The sequence below is a fragment of the Legionella sp. ST3F1 genome (genome assembly GCF_048553315.1).
Taxonomy (GTDB): Bacteria; Pseudomonadota; Gammaproteobacteria; order Legionellales; family Legionellaceae; genus Tatlockia; species Tatlockia donaldsonii.
This window is the reverse complement of record NZ_JBLZIO010000023.1, coordinates 33414-51516: the sequence shown is the minus strand read 5'-3', so window position 1 is coordinate 51516 and position 18103 is coordinate 33414. Positions and strand designations below refer to the sequence as shown.

The following is an 18103-nucleotide window of genomic DNA, read 5'->3' as shown; positions in this document are numbered from 1 at the left end:
TCCAGCTTGTTTAACCTAGTTTAGAAGACAGTGCTGTCAAATTCTGTCAGCAGTAAATAGGTTGATAAATAAACATAACCGATTGAGGGTAAGATGATAAGGCTTGGCATTATTGGCTGTGGTGATATTGTAAATCTTTATAAAGGATTTTCCAGTGAATCACTTAAGGCAAAGGGACTTGAAGTGACGGCCTTAGTCGATGTCAATCTAGAGAGTGCAAAGAAAATGGCAAATTATTTTGCCAATCCCCTCCTGACCACCACCTTTGATGAACAAGTGATTGCCGCTACAGATGCAGTTCTAATTGCGGCACCGAATCATTTACATCATTATTATGGCAAACGTTGTTTGGAAGCAGGCAAACATGTGTTGATGGAGAAGCCTTTGGCTCTCACACAAAATGAGTGCGAAGAATTAATCGCTATCAGTAGAAGAAAAAATCTCGTTCTAATGGTTGCTTTATGCATGCGTTTTCATCCCTTATTGCAACAATTTAAATCGTTGTTAGACAAGCAACAGTGTGGGGACTTATTTCAATTGTCTATTTGGACCGAGCAGCATACGGAATTTCCACAGGACCACTGGCATAATCAACAAGTCACTTTAGGTGGTGGACAGTTGTTCAGTCATGGCTGTCATTATATCGATTTATTGATGTGGTTCCTGGGGCAACCGGTCGAAGGGTTTTTTCTGGGTACAAACAAGGAAACCCCCTGGATGGAAAAAGAGGGTACAACCAATGTTTGCTTAAAATTCCCTGATAATTCTTTAGGTTATTATTTTGGTACCTGGGGGGCGCGCGGCACGCGTAATGATTATTTAATCCAGGCTCATGGATCAAAAGGGATGTTGGAAGCTGATTTTAATAAATCAGCGATTACACTGTATTCGAAGGGCAGTACAAACGATACAAAGCAATTTTATACTGGTTACACCAAAGAAGAGCTGCTGTGCAAAGAAAAGGTGGATATTAGTGAAATGTATCACAACGAAATGCTTCATTTTTTAACCTGTATAACAACCAATCAAAAACCTTTAACCGATGCGACAGTCGCTTTGCAAAGTATGAAACTTATATGGCAGCTCTATCAACATGGTTCCCTACACTCAGGCAGGGAACACGCCTGAATGGATTTAAATAAGTATCTATGTTGTGTTTTATACGTGCAATCCAGTCACCTTCTCATTTATTAAGATCCGTTCACTGCCATACTGGGGATTTTGATTGGTTTGAAAATGATTAACGGCCAACACCGCCCACGCCTCCTGGTCCGCCATTGCCAGCACCTAAGCCGCCACCGCCATAATCCTCTTCCGTTGTTACCGGTTTTTTTTGGCTCCAAGAGCAGCCGTTGAGGAGGCTTGATAGGCCAAAAATTAATAAAGTAAGCAGGATCCACATCGTTGTTCTTCTCATCTGAGCTCCCTATAAATCAATTTAACCTATCGAGTGTTGTCAATAGTATGCACTACCCAAGGTGTAGTCACTAGCTTTCTAGCTGTTTTAAGGTTTTAGGGGCTGATGAGACAACTATCAGTAGTCAATCTCGCAGTGAGCAATAGCCCTAATTAAATACATTGTGAAATAAAAATGAGATGAATGTTCATTATTAATAATTTATTAAGGTTGGTGAAATATAATGACACCTGTTTTGTTATTAACCGGAAATTAGTCTTAAGCAGGCAGTCATCCAACAGATTGATGGAATTAGGAAGGTAAGGAAAGGCCGCAGTTATTGCCTCTAGTCTATTCTCCCCTAAAAGTGAGGGTATTATGCCTTTTCGTATAGATGTTCCATCTCCTAATGGTGAGTCTTATCAAGCTCCAACTCAAGCTTATCAGGATTACTTGGACGATGTAGAAAAATACGGTGATATTTTTGGCCCGTTTAAAGGTGATATGTATACACCGGCTAGTCTATATCTTTCCGTCACTCGCCAAAGTATCACCTGGTCAATGGTTGCTCCACTTGAACATGATTATACTTCACAGAAATGGCGTAATGAGGTCTATGGCACGGCAGGTTTGGCACATCGTGAAATTTCTGAAGGTTGTGTAGGCTATTATCGTGGTACCAATTCATTACACGTTAAACGGCAACATCAGACAGCTAATGAAGCTGCTCACAACCACAATCACTATCGTTTTAATACTGATGTAACTCCAGAGCTTTTTGCACAACATTTGAGAAATTTTGTTAAACATGATAAAGCGTCTACTCATAATGGTTCAAGTTTATGTGGCGTACCAAAATTTCTAACTTCAATGGATGCTGAAAGGATCATTGAAGCGTATACTCTCTGCTATCAAGAAGAAGTACGTACTGGTTTGAAAAAAGAACTTGAGTCAGACCCCTATTACCAATACACCAGGGAAGATACCGAGGAATTGCGTGAAGGGCTAGTCATAGAAGGTACCTGCCGAGATATGAGTAAGGGCTTGGACCATACCATGGTGGGATTAAGATATGACCGTGCTGAGGAGCGTCAACATAAAGACACACCTCTCTCTGTGCTTAAATCACGGCAAATTTATGCGGGAAGGTCTCAAGAATTGGAAGCTATACGTGCGAAGCGTGAAGCTTTCGCGAAGGACTTTTATGCTCCAAAGGTTGATGTTCCTACTCCACATGTTTCACTGCAACCAAGTTCTATGCAATCACGTTCTTCAACGGAAGTGTTTTCCCCTGAAACGGTTACCCAATTGAAAAAGAGTAGTCTAGCTGGATTTTTTAATAAAAAACAACCTGAACCTGTTATAGCTCCAGTAATGACTCAGAGCGTCCCTTCGCAAGGGAGTTCGGTCGCATTTACAACAGAGACTGTCAGTACCCTGAAAAAGAGTAAATTGGCCGGATTTTTTAACCGTCCAGGCGCTTCTCTTGAAGATGTCCCAGATACATTCCAATCGACTGTTGAGGAATTAGCGAGAGAAGATGATACGAATGTCCAATTACCCGTTCTTGAACCCTCTAATCATGGTAGCCATACCGATAAAGGAACTAAGGATTTAACTGAAAGCGTTGTTGTATACAGTTAATTGGGAATCGCCTTGCCGGGTAAACCGGCAAGGCCTTTCTTATCACTCAATTAGAGGCCTAACCAACGGATAAACTGATCAGTTGTCCTTAGGTTAACAGAGGATTTTTCTTCAAAATCAACAGTATAGTTTTTAATTGGTTCAGCGATGTTGGTCGAATCAATGTGTGGCCTGACCTCTTTTATTCTGCCTAACGGCACAATTTTCATTTCAGTAACATAATAACCCCGCTGCATCTTAACTTCAGGAACTACAAAGTAAATAAAACTCAAGCTGTCTTTGTCATTGCTGGAGACTAGATTTTTAAACTCAGTATTACTCAAGGCAATGTATTCCATATTCTCGATTTGACGCCGCAGCATGCGTTCCAGAGGCGCTTTAGTATGGAATATCCGTTCGTAATGATCGGCAGCCATGACGACAATTGCTTCATTATGTTTACTCAGACCGGCAAAAAGCACTGCTTCGCGTTGTTCTGTAGGTGGTTTCTCTTCTGCCTCAAGTTTGTATGAACTTTGTAAAGGAGAAAAATGATGGCAATTTAAAAATTTTGATTTTAAAAACCAATCATCACTTGGATAATAAATCACGAATAATGAATTATCTTTTATTGTATTGATAATCGGTGTTGTAAGGTGTAAAGGAAGGGCAGGACATCCCCAACTTCGACCCGCTCTGCCATATTTTTTTATGAAATTTTCATCCATGTACCAGCCGCCATGCATCACAATAGAGCGATTCGACGCATTATCATTAAAGCCCCTATCCAAGCCATCTAATCGCAATGATAAGCCTTCACGGCCGTAATAGGCTTGGTCAGTTGTATAAACACCGATGCTGCTGGCTTTACTATCGTATTTGTTGGAAAAATAGTTGGACAATAAGGTTCCCGATTTAATACCGTGGGACACATAAGTATAAAATAGTAATTCCTCGCTGTTTAAATCAAATACCCATAAGCGTTTTTCGCTGGAAGGCAGAGAATAATCAATAATCGTTAAGATATTATTGTGTGCGACATTATATTCTTTGGCACAAGTCAGGGTTGCCAGTACCTTATTAATAACCATTGTATTCAAAGTAGGCGCTTTTTTACGCAACATTTCTTCAATGTTGGTTTCATTAAACGATTTGATCGTGGCTCTGGGGACATATTTATTACTCACCAGCGTCATGATCCCCTCAATGACATTATTCCTGTTGTTTAGGTCATTGGTTAAAAGCAGGTTTGACGTGGGTAAGGAGAAACAAGTCGTAGTGACTGCGAATAGCAGTAATAGCTTCTTTCTCATATGATTTCCTTGAGTTGGATTATTTAATTCTTATTTTTCCTATCAATTAATATAGCCCATATTTGCATAAAAGATCGGCAAAGTGATGTGACCTCCTTTCTTAATGGTGATTTTCAAGTTTAGTTTGGTTATTTGTTGGTATAGCGGTGTATCAGGCTTCTTGCGAAATTCGCTACAATGAAAGGATTGCCAAGAGAAACGGCGGAGTGTACAAGCCAGCCCAGGAGGATTCGAGCACCCTATCGACAAAGCAATACTCAATGCAGTAGCGTTTCGAAAAAAAATCCATTAAAAATCAAGAGATATTGACTCAAATAGAATGATTAAATTCTCTTTTCTATAAAGACTTGCTCGTGCTATTGACATATTTGGTTATACTTTGATGTTTAATCTCATCGTGCAGTAAGGTAGCCAGGTCGTGATAAATCGCTGTTTTTAGTAATTCCCATGTGTAAATAGAGTCTTTAGACTTAAAGAAAGATGGTTTTGTATCATTATTGCTCTGAGATTTTTTAAATGTTATCAAAAGATCAACAAGCGTATCAAATTCGAGGAAATTAATTTCTTTCTGTACGCTGGCTTGGAAAGCCAAAAGAATGACATTGGTATCCTCTTTTAAAAGAAAAGTAGAGTCTTGAAAAAATAAGGCGTGACCTCTCATTATTTGATCAAGAGCGGTTACTAAAAATTTTATTTTATCAACCAATTGGGGAATACTATCAAAACTGTCTTTGTAAAGCGCCTGTTTATTGGTTTCTACTTGATAATCATAGTCACCCGATAAATGACGATCGGTAGCATAATAAGGCGCGTTTTCTTGGCTTGTTGGAGTGGTTGAGTCGACTAAGTAGATAGCCACACTCTTGGGAATCCTGCCTTGGATACCTGGATCATAAATTAGATCCCCTTGTTTCAATGGGATAGGGTGTGCTGCTCCACCTACAAAAATAGGTAGTATATCGTCCCCACAGTATTCTTTAATGAAATTAGCGAAGGTTTCATTTGTTTTAATGATTCTATCCGGGCTTCTTTGAAATTTTTCCATCTCCCTAAGTGTTTCCATGGGAATTTGACCTTTAAGCTTGTAAAAAGGATTGCTAGCCTTGTTTTCTGCACCTAAAACGAGGATACCGGCATTGGTAACTGCCAAGAAAAGAATGAAAGAATCAATTGTTTTTTCTTGCATTGCTTCAACCTGTTTTAAAGGATTATTTGAGCCTTTTTGTGCTTTGCCAAGTGCTCTTTTAAAATCAGGATTTGCATCTTGGTTAAGATGTTCGAAAATTAAAACCACTCTTTTTTTAGAGCGGGATAAGACATCTAAATTGGCGAGAATAGCCTGCCAGGTAGGACTGCTATCATGTATTTCTCCTAATAAAATAGTAGAAATTTCCTCCCTGTTTGCTTTATTGATTAAGTTGGTCAGTATTTCTCTGAAAGTAGGTTTCTTCTCTTTGGTCAGTTGATCCAAAATCTCTGTGGGGCCAAGCATATATAATCTCTTTTATTTAGCAGTTTCTGCACGCAAATAATGATCATATTTTGGCCATAAATATCAAAATATGCAAGGCTTAACGCATTACGCGAAGTGATATTCGGTTCGCAAGAGACTTTTAATTTCTTCTATGGTTAAATTCCGTTGCTAAGTCGATTAACTAAAAAGGAAGAAAATGATGGATATACCAAAGATCGGCGAATTTTGTTGGAATGAATTGGCTACACCCAATGTGAAGGCAGCAAAAGATTTCTATGGCAAAGTGCTTGGGTGGGAGTTTACCGACCATGATATGGGAGATATGACTTACACCATGATTAAATGTGGTGGCGGTAAGGAATTTGGTGGGATTTGGCAAATTCCTAATGATAAAAAAAATGAGATTCCACCCCATTGGATGGGTTATATTTTAGTCGATAATGTCGACAGTATCTTAACCAAAGCAAAAAATGCGGGGGCTACAGTCAAAATGCCTGTCACTCCGGCAGGGGATTTTGGACGTTTTGCCATTATTGTTGATCCTACCGGTGCCCATATTGCCTTTTGGCAATCACTGAAATAATCAATTTACTTAAGACAGATAGACCAGTCCCAATGAGTTAAAAACACGTCTTGATCTTCCTCAGCCGGGGGGCTGGTTTTTGTTTTTCCCTTCCAAAACTTGTTTAAGCAATAACGGCTATCTCCAAATTTGGAGAGTTTTTATTTTCAGCAGGCAAAAATAAAATCTGAATCGATCAAATCCTTTGAGTCGCATTCATCTGGTTGCCCTTGAAAAGAAACGGAGTCAGTTGATGGTCAGAGTAGGTAATTAGTGGCGACATACTAGCTTTCTCCACCGTTTAAGCGAGTTAACCAGGGCCGCAATCCTGGGTTCGTCGAAGACCCAGGATCAGATGGATTCTGTTAAATTTATTTAATTTTTTCAACGGTAATAGCCCAGCCAGGACCTGCGCCAATATGGTGTTTTTTGGCGAAAGACTCTTGATTGGATGCCAGTGACAAATTAAGCAAGCTATTTAAATAAAGTAAATCAGCGTATTTTTGGGTTTCACCAAAGGTGTTATGGAAGGACATGACCCCAGAATACTGTTTAACTTTATTATGATAAATGGTTACCCGATAAGGTTCACTCGCTTTAAGACCAAAAGTTTCCATCAGCTTCTTATCAATGTTGGTCCAGACGTTTCCATACTGAGCATCGAGAATAACAATTGTCCCGTGCAAGGCATTGTTTTCAATAGTCGCTTTTTGGTAGGGCAGCTTGATGATTGGTTCTTTCAGGACAGGGCCAACTTCAGCGAATGAAATCTTGCCTGCAGCCAATTTGGCTGCAGTATAGGCATACACATCTCGGCCATAAAAAGTGTAAGAGGTGGTAGAACCTTTTAAACGATTTCTTGCTTCGTCGATGGTTCTCACTTCTTTAATACCATAAGCATCATCAATAAGGGTTAGAGTGCCATTATCAGGAGTGACAAAATATTGACCATTTTTTGTCAAGGCGACAACCGATCGTCGCGTTGTACCTACTCCAGGATCCACGACACTAACGAATACGGTTCCCTGGGGCCAATAGGGGGCTGTCTGGTAAAGCCGGTAGGAGGCTTCCCAAATATTGTAAGCCGGGATTTCATTGGTTAAATCGGAAACAATCAGGGAACGATCGACGGAGTAGATGACGCCTTTTACTTCGCTGACCGCACCATCTTTAATACCAAAATCACTTTGGAAGACAACAATACCTGGTTCGGCGAACGCGGCAGAAGTGAGCAAAAAAAAGGAAAATAACAATTTAACACCACGCGCAATTATTTTGTTCATTTTGAGAAAACCTTCTATCAATGATTGAAACAAAGCTGATCCTGACAGGTGAAATACCGGTCGTAATAATAGTCAATAAATACTAACATCAGTGCTAGCTTTCGCCAATTTTCTTGTAATCTTTTTCACCAAAAATAGCGGATGGGTAAGTATAATATTTAAATTCAAGGAGATTATTACTTGGATCTTTCAGAAAAAAACTTTGATGTTCAATCCTTGTATTGGAAAAGCGTGTTTTAAGGGGGACTTCATAATTAATTTGTTTGGCGTTTATGCGTTGAATAAAAGCATCAAATTCGCTTTTTTCGGTAAAAATTAAACCAAAATGCCTTGGATAAATACTTTGTTGTGAGGGGAGGGGCTGATCAATTTTATGGGCCACAATTTGATGCGAACCAAATTGAATGATCAAGGCATGCTCTGACTCTCGACCTAGTTCGAAACCAAGTTGCTCGTGGTAAAAAATTTTTGCCAGGTTGAAATCATGGATAGGAAAGGCAAGGTGGAAGAGGGTATTCATTAATTATTAACCAAGGTGAATTTGAACCATTTTAAACACAATAGAGGGTTAGGTAGAACTCATTTTTTAAAATTTGGAAAGGGGGGTTGCCAAAGTAGAGACGGGTACTATATCTTTTTCCTGTTTATCCATTTAACTCATGACCAAGGGTGTTTAATGTTGGCAATCATTCAAGCCCAACCTCGATATTTGGGAACTATTTACTCTTTGATAAGGGAGCTCGCTAAACATGAGGGAATCCTGGATAAGATTCAAATTAGTGAGCAGCAATTGGGCGCGTTGCTATTTGGTACTAATCCTTATCATTTTGTTGCGGTTGCCTTAGTGAATGGGACGGTGGTTGGGATAGCAATGTATAACATGACTTACCACAATATTTGTTTTAATGCTGTCCCTGGCATTTATCTGGAAACTCTTTTTGTTTCACCGGAATTCCGCGGTCAGGGCATAGGTAAAGCGTTATTAACTTATGTGGCTGGAGAAGCAAAAGCCAAAAATTGTTCGCGGGTTGAATGGTGGGTAAAGCGTAATAATAGTGCAGCGAGTCATTTTTATAAAAGTATGGGTGCTATTGAACTGGCTGATTTGGCCATTTATAAATGCGAAAAAACCTGTATTGATAACCTCACAGAAAATCATGAATAAGTCCACTTCGTCTATCAAGGCTTTATGGGCCGGTGTTTTGGGTACCGCCTTGCAGTGGTATGATTTCGCTCTTTTCGGCTACTTTGCGCCGATTATAGCTACTACCTATTTCCCCAATGATAATCCCTATGCGGCGCTTCTCAGTGCCTTTGGTGTCTTTGCCGTAGGCTATCTTTTGGCACCCCTGGGGGCAGTTTTTTTTGGTTATGTGGGTGATCGTTATGGCAGAAAAAAGGCGCTAACCTTTAGTATTCTGGCGATGGCAATACCGACAGCAATGATTTCTATAATCCCCGGGTATCATCTAATTGGTTTGGCAGCCCCTCTTTTAATTACTTTATTTCGCGTGCTGCAAGGGTTTGTTGCCAGTGCTGAGTTTACTGGATCGGCTATTTTTTTGGTTGAACATGCCCAGGTTGGTAGAAAGGCATTTTATGGTTGCTTAACCAGTTCAGCTTACAGTATGGGGATGATTTTAGCAGGCTTGGCTGCGTCTTTTTTTACTGCTTCATTTATGCCTGAATGGGGTTGGCGTTTAGGTTTTGCAGTTGCATTAATAGCTGGAATCCTTGTTTTCTTTTTACGAATACATGTTCATGAAACCCCGGAGTATACCCATCTTGATGAGAGCGAAAAGCTAAGACGCCCCTTTTTAACCGCTGTCAAGGAAATGCCTTTCACTATGCTTGGCATTATAGGTATTGCCTGGTTAGTGAGCATTATGACTTTTGGTACTTATGTTTTTATTGCCAGTTACCTCCATATCTATTTTCATTTGTCGTTGAGTCAGGTGACGTTCATTATTACTATCTCATTGGTAGTAGACGCTTGTCTGGAGCCTTTAATTGCCTTTATAGCCGATAAAATCGGTCATTTAAAGGTTATTATTACGGGTATGGTTGGCATGATGTTACTCAGCTTTCCTGTGTTTCATCTCCTGATTTCTGGTGAGATCACCCATATTATTCAAGCGCTAGTGTTGATGTCGGTTTTAATTGCTATTAGCTATGCACCGCTCAATGCTTATATGGTTTCGTTATTCCCTCAGCAATATCGTTATAGTGGTTTTGGTACCGCTTTTAATGTCGGAATTTCAATTTTTGGGGGGACAACGCCACTGGTGATGATGTGGTTAGTTGAAAAAACAGGTTATTTTATTGCTCCGGCTGCTTATTATATTTTTGGTACTGTAATCGGTTTAGTTTCCTTAGTCATTTGTGAAAAGGGCCGAGGCAGGGCGCTGAATTTACCATTGCTAAGGATCTCTTTAAGCAGGGCAGGTGAAGTTGTTTGAGTAAACAGTCCTTGTCTTAGAGCAAAAAGAGGAGCACAGTTTCACTGTTTTTTATTGGCAATAGAAAATTAATTGCCCTTGTTTGTCAAATATTATACAATAAATCCACTTTTTATTCTTTTTTGTCTTTGACTTCAGCACTTAAGTGAGAAAATTATGGCCGTTCAACAACAATTGCTTCAGAAAGCATTAAATGCATTAAAAAAAGCAGGGCAGCTTTCTGGTTCAGAAGGGGTAAAAAATCAAGCGCTTCTTCTTGAAAACCAGAAAGATATCGAGAAACTTGAAGGAATTGCTAATCTTCTGCAGGTTTTAGCGCGTGCAGGTATGCTTACCAATTTCCAAGGCAAAGCAAACTACCTGTGTTTTATGCAAAATCTGGATCATGTTGGGTCGATTGCCGAGGGAATGGCTGCGCTTGAGCATGCCAGATTACTTCGTGGGCCTCAGGGACAGTTGTACTTCGATCTTCTCATTCAACATAAGAAATACGCCTCGAGTCTTGCTGCTGGCATTGTCGCGCTAACCAGGGCGATGCTCATTAAAAAATATGATACGGTTCTTGTTGCAAATCCAGAGCAGGCTAAAGATCTCGCTAGTGCTATTGTCACATTACACCGTGCAGGCCTCCTTGAAGGGGAGCAGGGCATAGCGAATCTCGCTCTTCTAACAAAGCATAAAGAAAAGGCTGAAGTAATTGCTCGAGCGTTATATTGGTTACAAGTAGAGGAGGACTGGTTAGTTGGTGAAGAGTCTCGACTTTTAACACAAGCTAATTTTAGTGCTCTTTTCCGCTATCCAGAATTTTTGGAAGAAATTACACAAGACATAGAAAATCTCGCTATTAGTGGATTGGTTGGAGGAGTAAAAGCAGGTTTTCCAGGCATTATCGATAATAAGCGTGTAAAACGTGAAGAGCGGGAACGAGCTATTTTTGCTGCTTTAATACCGCCAGTCGAAGCAGTTGTTGCACAGGGATTTTTTAAAGCGGTCCCGACTGCCACACCAACGCTCCCAGTAGTACCGCTTGTCAGTTTGGTTTGTGAGTACTTACGTTAGACTTATCTCTTTGAAGTGTCAGTACACAAACGCTTGGTATGGGTGTTGTGTACTGTCAATTGTCAATTTTAATGAGTACTTTGTTGTGGGTTTAGAAAATCGTGTGTCGCTAATTGATAAGTATTAAGAAAGTCGTCTTGAATTACAACGGCTTTTTTATTTATCGCAGTTAGATCAGTCGTTTGTTTTAGCACGCCTGTGCGGTAACTCCAACCCTGTGGTAACTGCAGTTTAGAGCCCAATTGCGCTAAGCTTGCAGCAGTTTGGGGCGTTTTCTCAATACTATAAGATTGCATCACAAAAACCCGACCTTTGGGATCAATCAGTTCATAGACTGGTTTACCCGCTTTATAAACCCAGGTTGTTTGCCGATCGACGACGTGATCATGATAAGGTTTAGCGCTGCTTAGAATATCTGATAACCCTAACTGCAATACACCGGCCTCACGCATGGCCAGACCAGAAATAACTTTTTTCTGAGGATTGACCAGCTGCGAATTTTTCATGCCGTCGATTACCCAATATCGAGGGCCGTTAAGTTTTACATAGGCTGCTTTTGTCTCTGCTTTAACAGAACTAACCGAAATTTTATTCCATAGTTTTGGTGGGCAATCATTTAGCCCTATTGTATTGTAAACTTCCATTTTAAACATCGTGGGAGATAAAAGAATTTCACAGTATCGATTACCGCGGAGACCATCGATATGGCCAGCATGCACGAAGGCAGGTAGGCTAAGAAGTACAGTTGCAAACAATTTTTTTCCTAAGAGTTCATTTAAGTTTTGCAACTTGGTTTTTAGGGAAAAAGCGCTAGTCCTTGCTGTTAACATGTCTTATCTCCATAAGTATTGAAGGCGATTTTCGTCGATCTCACTATAAATAGATAACAGCTATTTTTCAATTTTTTCAAACCATGAGCCATGCAATCCTTCGGGTACGCGCCGTGGTAATTGAATCACAGCAAGGGGAGCTTTCGAAATATCCAGAGCATCCATAATCAAAAAGTCACTCGTGTTGCGCTTGGCGTCATAGGCAAAAAATACCAAATAGCCATCATCTTCGCTTTGTGCTTGTGGTTTAGGTACAAATACTACCTCACCAATCGAATATTGCTCACCAAAATCCTGAACAGTCGTTGTTTTTGATGCCAAATCGTATTTTACCAAGCCATTAAAAGTGGCTGGTTTGAGTTGGTTGTTTAAGCGAGTTGGGGCATAAATAAAATGGTAAATTTTACTATTATAGTGGTTATTAATTGTAGGAAATTCAACGATATAATCTGCAAGCAGCGAATCTTGAAAAGTTTTTTCCCTTAAATCGATTTCCATTCGATGCATTTGTGGTGGTGAACTGACAACCTTATTTTGCACACCAAAATTCAAGCGACCATGGCGAACGTAATCGATGATGATTTTGTTCTCGATTTCATAAGCATTCGCAAAATGGAATACGAAAAAAGCCTCTGTAGTTAGCCAAAGCGGCGGTTTATCTTTATCCTGTCGTGAGGCGATACCAATCCGGGTACCTAATTCAGCGCGCCATTCCAAAACATTCCCGCCACTCTCCATCGCTGCCAGATCGAAAACAGCTGGGCAGTCGAAGAAAATCAAGAAATTTTTTGTTAAAACAAAATCATGCATCATGGTACTACACGATTTTTCTATAATACGAGTTTCTATGAGATTCCCTTGCTGATTAACTTTGTGGCAAGTCAGGAAAGGGGGTTGAATATCATAGTTAATTAAATATAAGTCCTTCGTATCTGGATCCAGGCGTGTATGAGGGCCTACGGCAAGGGGCTGCGGTGTACCGGCTAGCCACTCACCAATCGTATTTAATTCACGATCCATTTCATACGCAGCCCCACCTTCCCACATGGCTAAATAATGCTTGGCATGTTGGATAATATGGATGAAAGCCCCATTTTTAAAAGGTCCAGGATCATCATTGGGTCCTATCAGTTGTGGATCGGGTGGAATCGGCATTGCAATACCACTATAAATTGCACGGCCTAACTTTTGTTCAAGTAACAGTCCTTTCGTTTTAACGTAGCGATTACGATAATGAATCGCCCCATCTTCGAGGTACATGGCGTGGATCATGCCATCCCCATCCAATGGAAAAGTATAGGAAATAGGAGCAAAAGCGGGGTTGGGCCCATTACGCATGTAGCAGCCCTGTAAATCAGGGGGAATTTTTCCCTGGACGACCAGGTTATGAAAGTCACTTTCCTCATGAATAGGTGCAAAATTGTTTTGCAAAAAGGGATTCGCTTTATTGCGGAGTCGACATTGTCGTTCGCGATACCAAAGGGGTAATTTTTTGGATACCCAAATGCCGATAATCATAGGCGCATAAGAAAGGCTCTGATAAACGATTTCAGAGGCGGTTGTAGCTCCCCAGGGAATAAAATACATTACGGTAGAAAAGCTGAGGATAATCCCCCAAATAATAGTCAGTAGTTGATTAACCTGCCAAAACCCTTTTGTATGCCAAACCTGTTTAGGGGTTTGCTCATAGGCATATTGTAAGGTAAAGGGTTTCCCGATTAATAAAGAAATCCAGACGATAAGGGCTAAGGATAGATTGGAAAGCATCCAGGCATTTTGAATCACCCAATTCATTTTAAATACAATCGTTAACACATAGATGGTGGCAAAAAATAATAGAGTCCCCCAACTTAAAATAAACCCTTTCAGAAGTTGGCGCCATTCGGTGAGTATTAAGACTAAAGTGGTAATTGTTAGGGTTAAAAGAATTTCTTTCTGCGATTGACCATAAAAGGTGGAAAAAAGAATCCAGGGTAAAAAACCTAAAAGGAGCTGCCACATAGAGGTTTCCTAATGATCCTTGTTTTAGATTTGGTTTTAAGTATATATCAGCTTTGGAATTTTAATGCGAATAAAAAAGAAATACGGGATTGGAGAGGGCTTATAGTACTCACCCTCGCCAGAGATAATCCCAGTTTAAGAATTACTGCTTACGAGGGGGGGTTATAAGCTCTGATGTATCATGCCTATGGTGCGTGAGTGGGTGGACAACATCTGTAAAAAAGCTCATACCTTTCAAAACCATGTTACGTATTGATTGTTGGCGTACCGTTGCACTCGTTGTTGGTTCTGGTGTTGTTTTACTCTTTTTCGTTGCTGTTGAATCAATGTCGCTTTCACCAGATCTTTTCCCATGAGGAGGGTTTGTTTCTGATTGAGCAGTTAGGGATTCAGTTGCTGATTTATCACCTGCATGTATGACTATAGCCGCTTTGTTAGTATGAGTCTCTTCACGGTAAACGGACATTTCATCATCACCAGCTTCATGGCTACTTTCCAGTTTTACCATTTCTATCTCGTGGCCTATCTCTATAGTACCAGAGTCAGCCTCAGAAAACTGTTTCAAACTGGTTTGATCGCTGGTTTCTAATTCTTTTGCTTTTTCTTCGCCATTCATTAAATCTTCAAGGCCTTCTAAAAACAATAACTCCTCTGGCATTTCTTCAATGCCATCCATGTTTTCAAGATCGGCTTTAGCGCCAAAATTCAGAGCATACACCCGTAAAGAGAGTACTACGGAGCAGAAAATTCCAAGGGCTATAGAGGTCTTTAATACAATCGGTTTATCCTGGAAGTCATTGTGTAAACTAACCTCGAGGAAAGAGATAGTAAGAATATAACCAATCAGTTTTTGACCCTTGTTTAATCCGGAGAAGAATGCACGAACCACATCAAGCCATTCCGTATAAAATCCAGTACCAGGGGTCGCCGCCATGGTATGAGTCTCAATTAATTCTGCTAAAATTCGGTTGGCTTTGGAGTAAGCATCTTCCAGGGCAAAGTGTGGCTGATTAGGATTTTCATGTACTTTCGACTGTTTTTTATAATACTGTGATAACGAGTAAATAGTAGAGCCCACTAAAAGAGCGACCCCTATCACTGCATTACTCACCAATAAAGCGGGTGGCACGGCGCTAAAGAACATCAGGGAGGTCATGAGCATTTTGGTGACAACAGCATAAATTGCCAAACCATTTTTTACGCCACGAAGCGCATGATTGACCATGCCCGCTGTTTTAGCATCCACTTCGCTACTGAGACGGATAATTTCTGCAAGAAGTTCTCCATATTGGCGATTGAGTCCATCTTGTTGTACTCGCTGTGATTCTTTGTCTGCCTCTGGAACCATAGTATTCTTGAAAAGAGCTAATTGAGCATTCAAGATGTCCAGTTCGTGTTTCTTTAATTGTAATTTGACTCCCAACGTTTCGAGTTCTAAACCACGTTGGTATTCGTATTCTTCATAAATACGGGCAGTAATGGCAGCTGATGACAAGACAATACAAACGGATGCTACAGGAATAAACGCCGGAGACGTAAAACCCATTAAAGCCAGTGGAGCAATATAGTAGGCTAAGCCTTCTAGCATTCCATTATAAGCTGCTGATAAATAAGCATATCTTAGCTGAGCATTCATTTCGTAAGGTATTTTATCGTCAAAGTCTCGAAGAGCATCTTTTCGCTCTTTAAGTACGTTGACATCTACCTTTTCGGTTTCATTCAATTCAAGCGCAGCAATGTCTTTTAACAACGCTTTAAAATTACTCTTTAATTCTTTTCGTTGATCTTGCAAACGCCGGAACCAAATGCGGTTTAGCACGGATGCGCTACCTACCAATAATCCGGCAGGCATCATCATGGAATTTAAGCTGGTTTCGTGAAATAATGCTGCAACTTTCAGTGCGTTACGTACGCCTTTGTTCGCATTTTTTAATTCACTGATGACATTCCGGCAGTAGGGCCATAAGGTCATAATAGCCTGTCTATAAGCTCTGGGATCATCTTCTTCGGTTTTATTGGCGAGCAGTGATAGACCAATGAACGCGACTGATTCTACAGAGGCAATAGCTATTCCACTAGGAGTTAAAAGCCAGTCACGTAGTGGATTGGCAGAACCCTTGTTAGAGGCAAAGATATCAGAAAACCATTTAAGACCGGTATAGGCCAGGATTTCAGCATCCAACAATGCGTATAAAGTGTACACATAACCCATGTCATGGACTCTCTTGGCAAAACGAGAGTGATTTATAGCGATGCGATTGCTGAATGAATCACTTCTGACTAAGCCTGGTCTACCGGGGTCCTTTGACTTTACAAGTAACTCGCCAGTAGGGTGGCCATTTTCAAGTGTTTTAACTTTTTTATTCATATGAGGATCAGTCATTAGTTTGTTCTATTTCTTAAACAATTACACTTAATTCTAGCGTAATAGTCTTATAGAAATATTAAGTGAATTAAATTTATTTCGCATGATCAAAAAATATCCGAAATAATTGTTGTTCCCAGGATGAATTCTGTGAAGAGGTTAACGAGCAACAATTTTCGTTTAATATGTTATTTCTAAACGAGTAGTTCCTTTCTAACTGCATAATATTAGATATATTTTTTTCTTCTTCTCTTATAGTTGATATAATATAAAGAAGGTAGCGTTATTAAGCGATTTACCATAAAACAAACAAAATGGTGTATTATTATACAATATGTGATTTTATGCGCATAACCAATCATGAAATATATTGAAATCCCTCCTGGTCCCATTAATAACTATGAATTAGTTAATTATACCGATTTTGTTCAACAAATTTGCAAAAATCTTTTTAAAATAACGGGTATTAATCATTTCAGTTATGTTGAGATGAATGAACAGGGTCAATTTTTTTGGGTAGGCAGCAACGGGGATTATTTAGAAAAATGCATTAATAATCAATTGGTTAATAATGCTCCTCTGAGTATTTTGAAAACCTACCCTAAAAGTGGACTTTACCTGATTGATGTCTATCAAGAGGAATATAAACAACATAGTTTGCCGGTTTTTGAATTATTGAACCAATTTAATTATGGCCATTCATTTAGAATACTTGAAATTATTAATAACCAGCGATTCAAACTTTATTCATTTGATGCTCCACTTGAAAAACAAGATATTAATCATGTTTATCTCAATAATCTTGAAATATTTAAAAAATTTAATATTTATTTTGATGAAAAAATTGCCCCAGTTAAGAATGAATTAATAAAATGCCAAATAGATAGTGATAATCACGCAGAATGCATAGGGCTGATTAATAGTTTCTTGGAAAATAATTTATTGGAAACTACTTTTCAGGGAGATTTTGATAAAAATAATTATATACAGCTTACTCCGCGTGAAAAAGAGATTTTATTATGGTTTGTCAAAGGTAAAACTTCTGATGAAACCGCGAGTTTGTTGAATATTTCGAGACGTACTGTTGAACGCCATTTTGAAAATTTACGTGAAAAATTTAGTTGTTTTTCAAAAAACCAATTGGCTTTGAAACTAAGAAATCTTTTAGATGGCTCATAGGGCTAAGACAAAATGCGGATCATTGGCTATACTATAAGGGTATGACCTTTGGAGGCTGGCAAAGCTCCTGGTCAACAACAAGAACCACCTGTGCGTGGTTCTTGCTTTTTATTGATCGGATATATCGGATATAAATGAATTAAAATTATCCGTGCATCTCATGAAATTCCTTCCATTCAAAATCCACATAGTTTTCAAGGAGTCTCCTAATTTCGTTTTGCACTTCTGTTTTCGTACGATATTCTGTGTGAAATTTTTGAGGTGGAGTAAGTCCTTTTTTGTCCAGGCAACAGACTACATAGCCATCAGCTTTATATAAATTAGTAGAGCCTGATACAGGCTTTATATCATAAAAAACTTTAAATCCTTTATAAATATACTGGGCCATTTGCCACTCCTCTTCCATGGTAATTAAACGTCACAATTAACTGGTGAAATAGATTACGGTGTTCTATTTTTCGGTAACGGCATCTACGCGGTTTATCTTTCATTTTGCTCCTCGCGGAGAATTCAGAAAATGAGTGGCTATAAACCTGACTACAGTGGCTAGAAAACCTGT

At 39.5% G+C, this 18103-nt stretch carries 16 protein-coding genes; 7 read left to right on the top strand and 9 right to left on the bottom strand.

Annotation, left to right across the window (positions count from 1 at the left end; translation table 11 throughout):
• Window positions 1–93 precede the first annotated feature (93 nt).
• Window positions 94–1128: a Gfo/Idh/MocA family protein gene (locus ACN4Z1_RS13910; RefSeq protein ID WP_228364259.1), complete on the top strand. Its 1035-nt coding sequence runs from the start codon at window positions 94–96 to the stop codon at window positions 1126–1128.
• 112 nt (window positions 1129–1240) lie between these two features.
• On the opposite strand, the gene ACN4Z1_RS13905 is transcribed toward ACN4Z1_RS13910, so the two are convergent.
• On the bottom strand, window positions 1241–1417 hold the full coding sequence (locus ACN4Z1_RS13905; protein ID WP_228364258.1) for a hypothetical protein: 177 nt from the start codon (window positions 1415–1417) through the stop codon (window positions 1241–1243).
• 357 nt (window positions 1418–1774) lie between these two features.
• On the opposite strand from ACN4Z1_RS13905, the gene ACN4Z1_RS13900 reads away from it, so the two are divergent.
• A complete protein-coding gene (locus tag ACN4Z1_RS13900; RefSeq protein ID WP_228364257.1) occupies window positions 1775–3040 on the top strand; it encodes a hypothetical protein in 1266 nt (421 codons plus the stop codon).
• 50 nt (window positions 3041–3090) lie between these two features.
• Here ACN4Z1_RS13900 and ACN4Z1_RS13895 read toward each other — a convergent pair whose 3' ends face one another.
• Both ACN4Z1_RS13895 and ACN4Z1_RS13890 read right to left on the bottom strand, forming a co-directional pair.
• Window positions 3091–4332: a murein L,D-transpeptidase catalytic domain family protein gene (locus ACN4Z1_RS13895; RefSeq protein ID WP_228364256.1), complete on the bottom strand. Its 1242-nt coding sequence runs from the start codon at window positions 4330–4332 to the stop codon at window positions 3091–3093.
• 337 nt (window positions 4333–4669) lie between these two features.
• A complete protein-coding gene (locus ACN4Z1_RS13890; RefSeq protein WP_228364255.1) occupies window positions 4670–5824 on the bottom strand; it encodes a hypothetical protein in 1155 nt (384 codons plus the stop codon).
• 181 nt (window positions 5825–6005) lie between these two features.
• Here ACN4Z1_RS13890 and ACN4Z1_RS13885 point away from each other — a divergent pair, with 181 nt between their 5' ends.
• A complete protein-coding gene (locus ACN4Z1_RS13885; protein ID WP_228365051.1) occupies window positions 6006–6389 on the top strand; it encodes a VOC family protein in 384 nt (127 codons plus the stop codon).
• 350 nt (window positions 6390–6739) lie between these two features.
• On the opposite strand, the gene ACN4Z1_RS13880 is transcribed toward ACN4Z1_RS13885, so the two are convergent.
• On the bottom strand, window positions 6740–7651 hold the full coding sequence (locus ACN4Z1_RS13880) for an SAM hydrolase/SAM-dependent halogenase family protein (RefSeq protein WP_228364254.1): 912 nt from the start codon (window positions 7649–7651) through the stop codon (window positions 6740–6742).
• Between the two features lie 94 nt (window positions 7652–7745).
• Window positions 7746–8171, bottom strand: coding sequence for a VOC family protein (locus ACN4Z1_RS13875; RefSeq protein ID WP_115221016.1), 426 nt, complete (start codon window positions 8169–8171; stop codon window positions 7746–7748).
• 156 nt (window positions 8172–8327) lie between these two features.
• Here ACN4Z1_RS13875 and ACN4Z1_RS13870 point away from each other — a divergent pair, with 156 nt between their 5' ends.
• The 3 genes from ACN4Z1_RS13870 to ACN4Z1_RS13860 all read left to right on the top strand — a co-directional run bounded on the left by ACN4Z1_RS13870 (window position 8328) and on the right by ACN4Z1_RS13860 (window position 11169).
• A complete protein-coding gene (locus tag ACN4Z1_RS13870; RefSeq protein WP_115221017.1) occupies window positions 8328–8816 on the top strand; it encodes a GNAT family N-acetyltransferase in 489 nt (162 codons plus the stop codon).
• Window positions 8809–10110, top strand: a complete 1302-nt coding sequence (locus tag ACN4Z1_RS13865) for an MFS transporter (RefSeq protein ID WP_228364253.1) — start codon at window positions 8809–8811, stop codon at window positions 10108–10110. The genes ACN4Z1_RS13870 and ACN4Z1_RS13865 overlap by 8 nt, the downstream gene beginning before the upstream one ends.
• A 156-nt stretch (window positions 10111–10266) precedes the next feature.
• Entirely contained in the window at window positions 10267–11169 is a 903-nt protein-coding gene (locus ACN4Z1_RS13860; protein WP_228364252.1) for a hypothetical protein, read from the top strand.
• A 68-nt stretch (window positions 11170–11237) separates the two neighbouring features.
• Here ACN4Z1_RS13860 and ACN4Z1_RS13855 read toward each other — a convergent pair whose 3' ends face one another.
• From ACN4Z1_RS13855 to ACN4Z1_RS13845, 3 genes are all read right to left on the bottom strand, one after another.
• Complete coding sequence (locus ACN4Z1_RS13855) at window positions 11238–11999, bottom strand: hypothetical protein (protein WP_228364251.1); 762 nt, start codon at window positions 11997–11999, stop codon at window positions 11238–11240.
• A 60-nt stretch (window positions 12000–12059) separates the two neighbouring features.
• The gene (locus ACN4Z1_RS13850; RefSeq protein ID WP_228364250.1) at window positions 12060–14000 is read right to left on the bottom strand and encodes a carotenoid oxygenase family protein; all 1941 of its coding nucleotides are present in this window, start codon (window positions 13998–14000) and stop codon (window positions 12060–12062) included.
• A gap of 142 nt (window positions 14001–14142) precedes the next feature.
• A complete protein-coding gene (locus ACN4Z1_RS13845) occupies window positions 14143–16368 on the bottom strand; it encodes a hypothetical protein (protein ID WP_419388218.1) in 2226 nt (741 codons plus the stop codon).
• A 357-nt stretch (window positions 16369–16725) separates the two neighbouring features.
• On the opposite strand from ACN4Z1_RS13845, the gene ACN4Z1_RS13840 reads away from it, so the two are divergent.
• Window positions 16726–17544: a helix-turn-helix transcriptional regulator gene (locus tag ACN4Z1_RS13840; RefSeq protein WP_228364248.1), complete on the top strand. Its 819-nt coding sequence runs from the start codon at window positions 16726–16728 to the stop codon at window positions 17542–17544.
• A 145-nt stretch (window positions 17545–17689) separates the two neighbouring features.
• Here ACN4Z1_RS13840 and ACN4Z1_RS13835 read toward each other — a convergent pair whose 3' ends face one another.
• Window positions 17690–17932: a hypothetical protein gene (locus tag ACN4Z1_RS13835; protein WP_228364247.1), complete on the bottom strand. Its 243-nt coding sequence runs from the start codon at window positions 17930–17932 to the stop codon at window positions 17690–17692.
• Window positions 17933–18103: the final 171 nt, after the last annotated feature.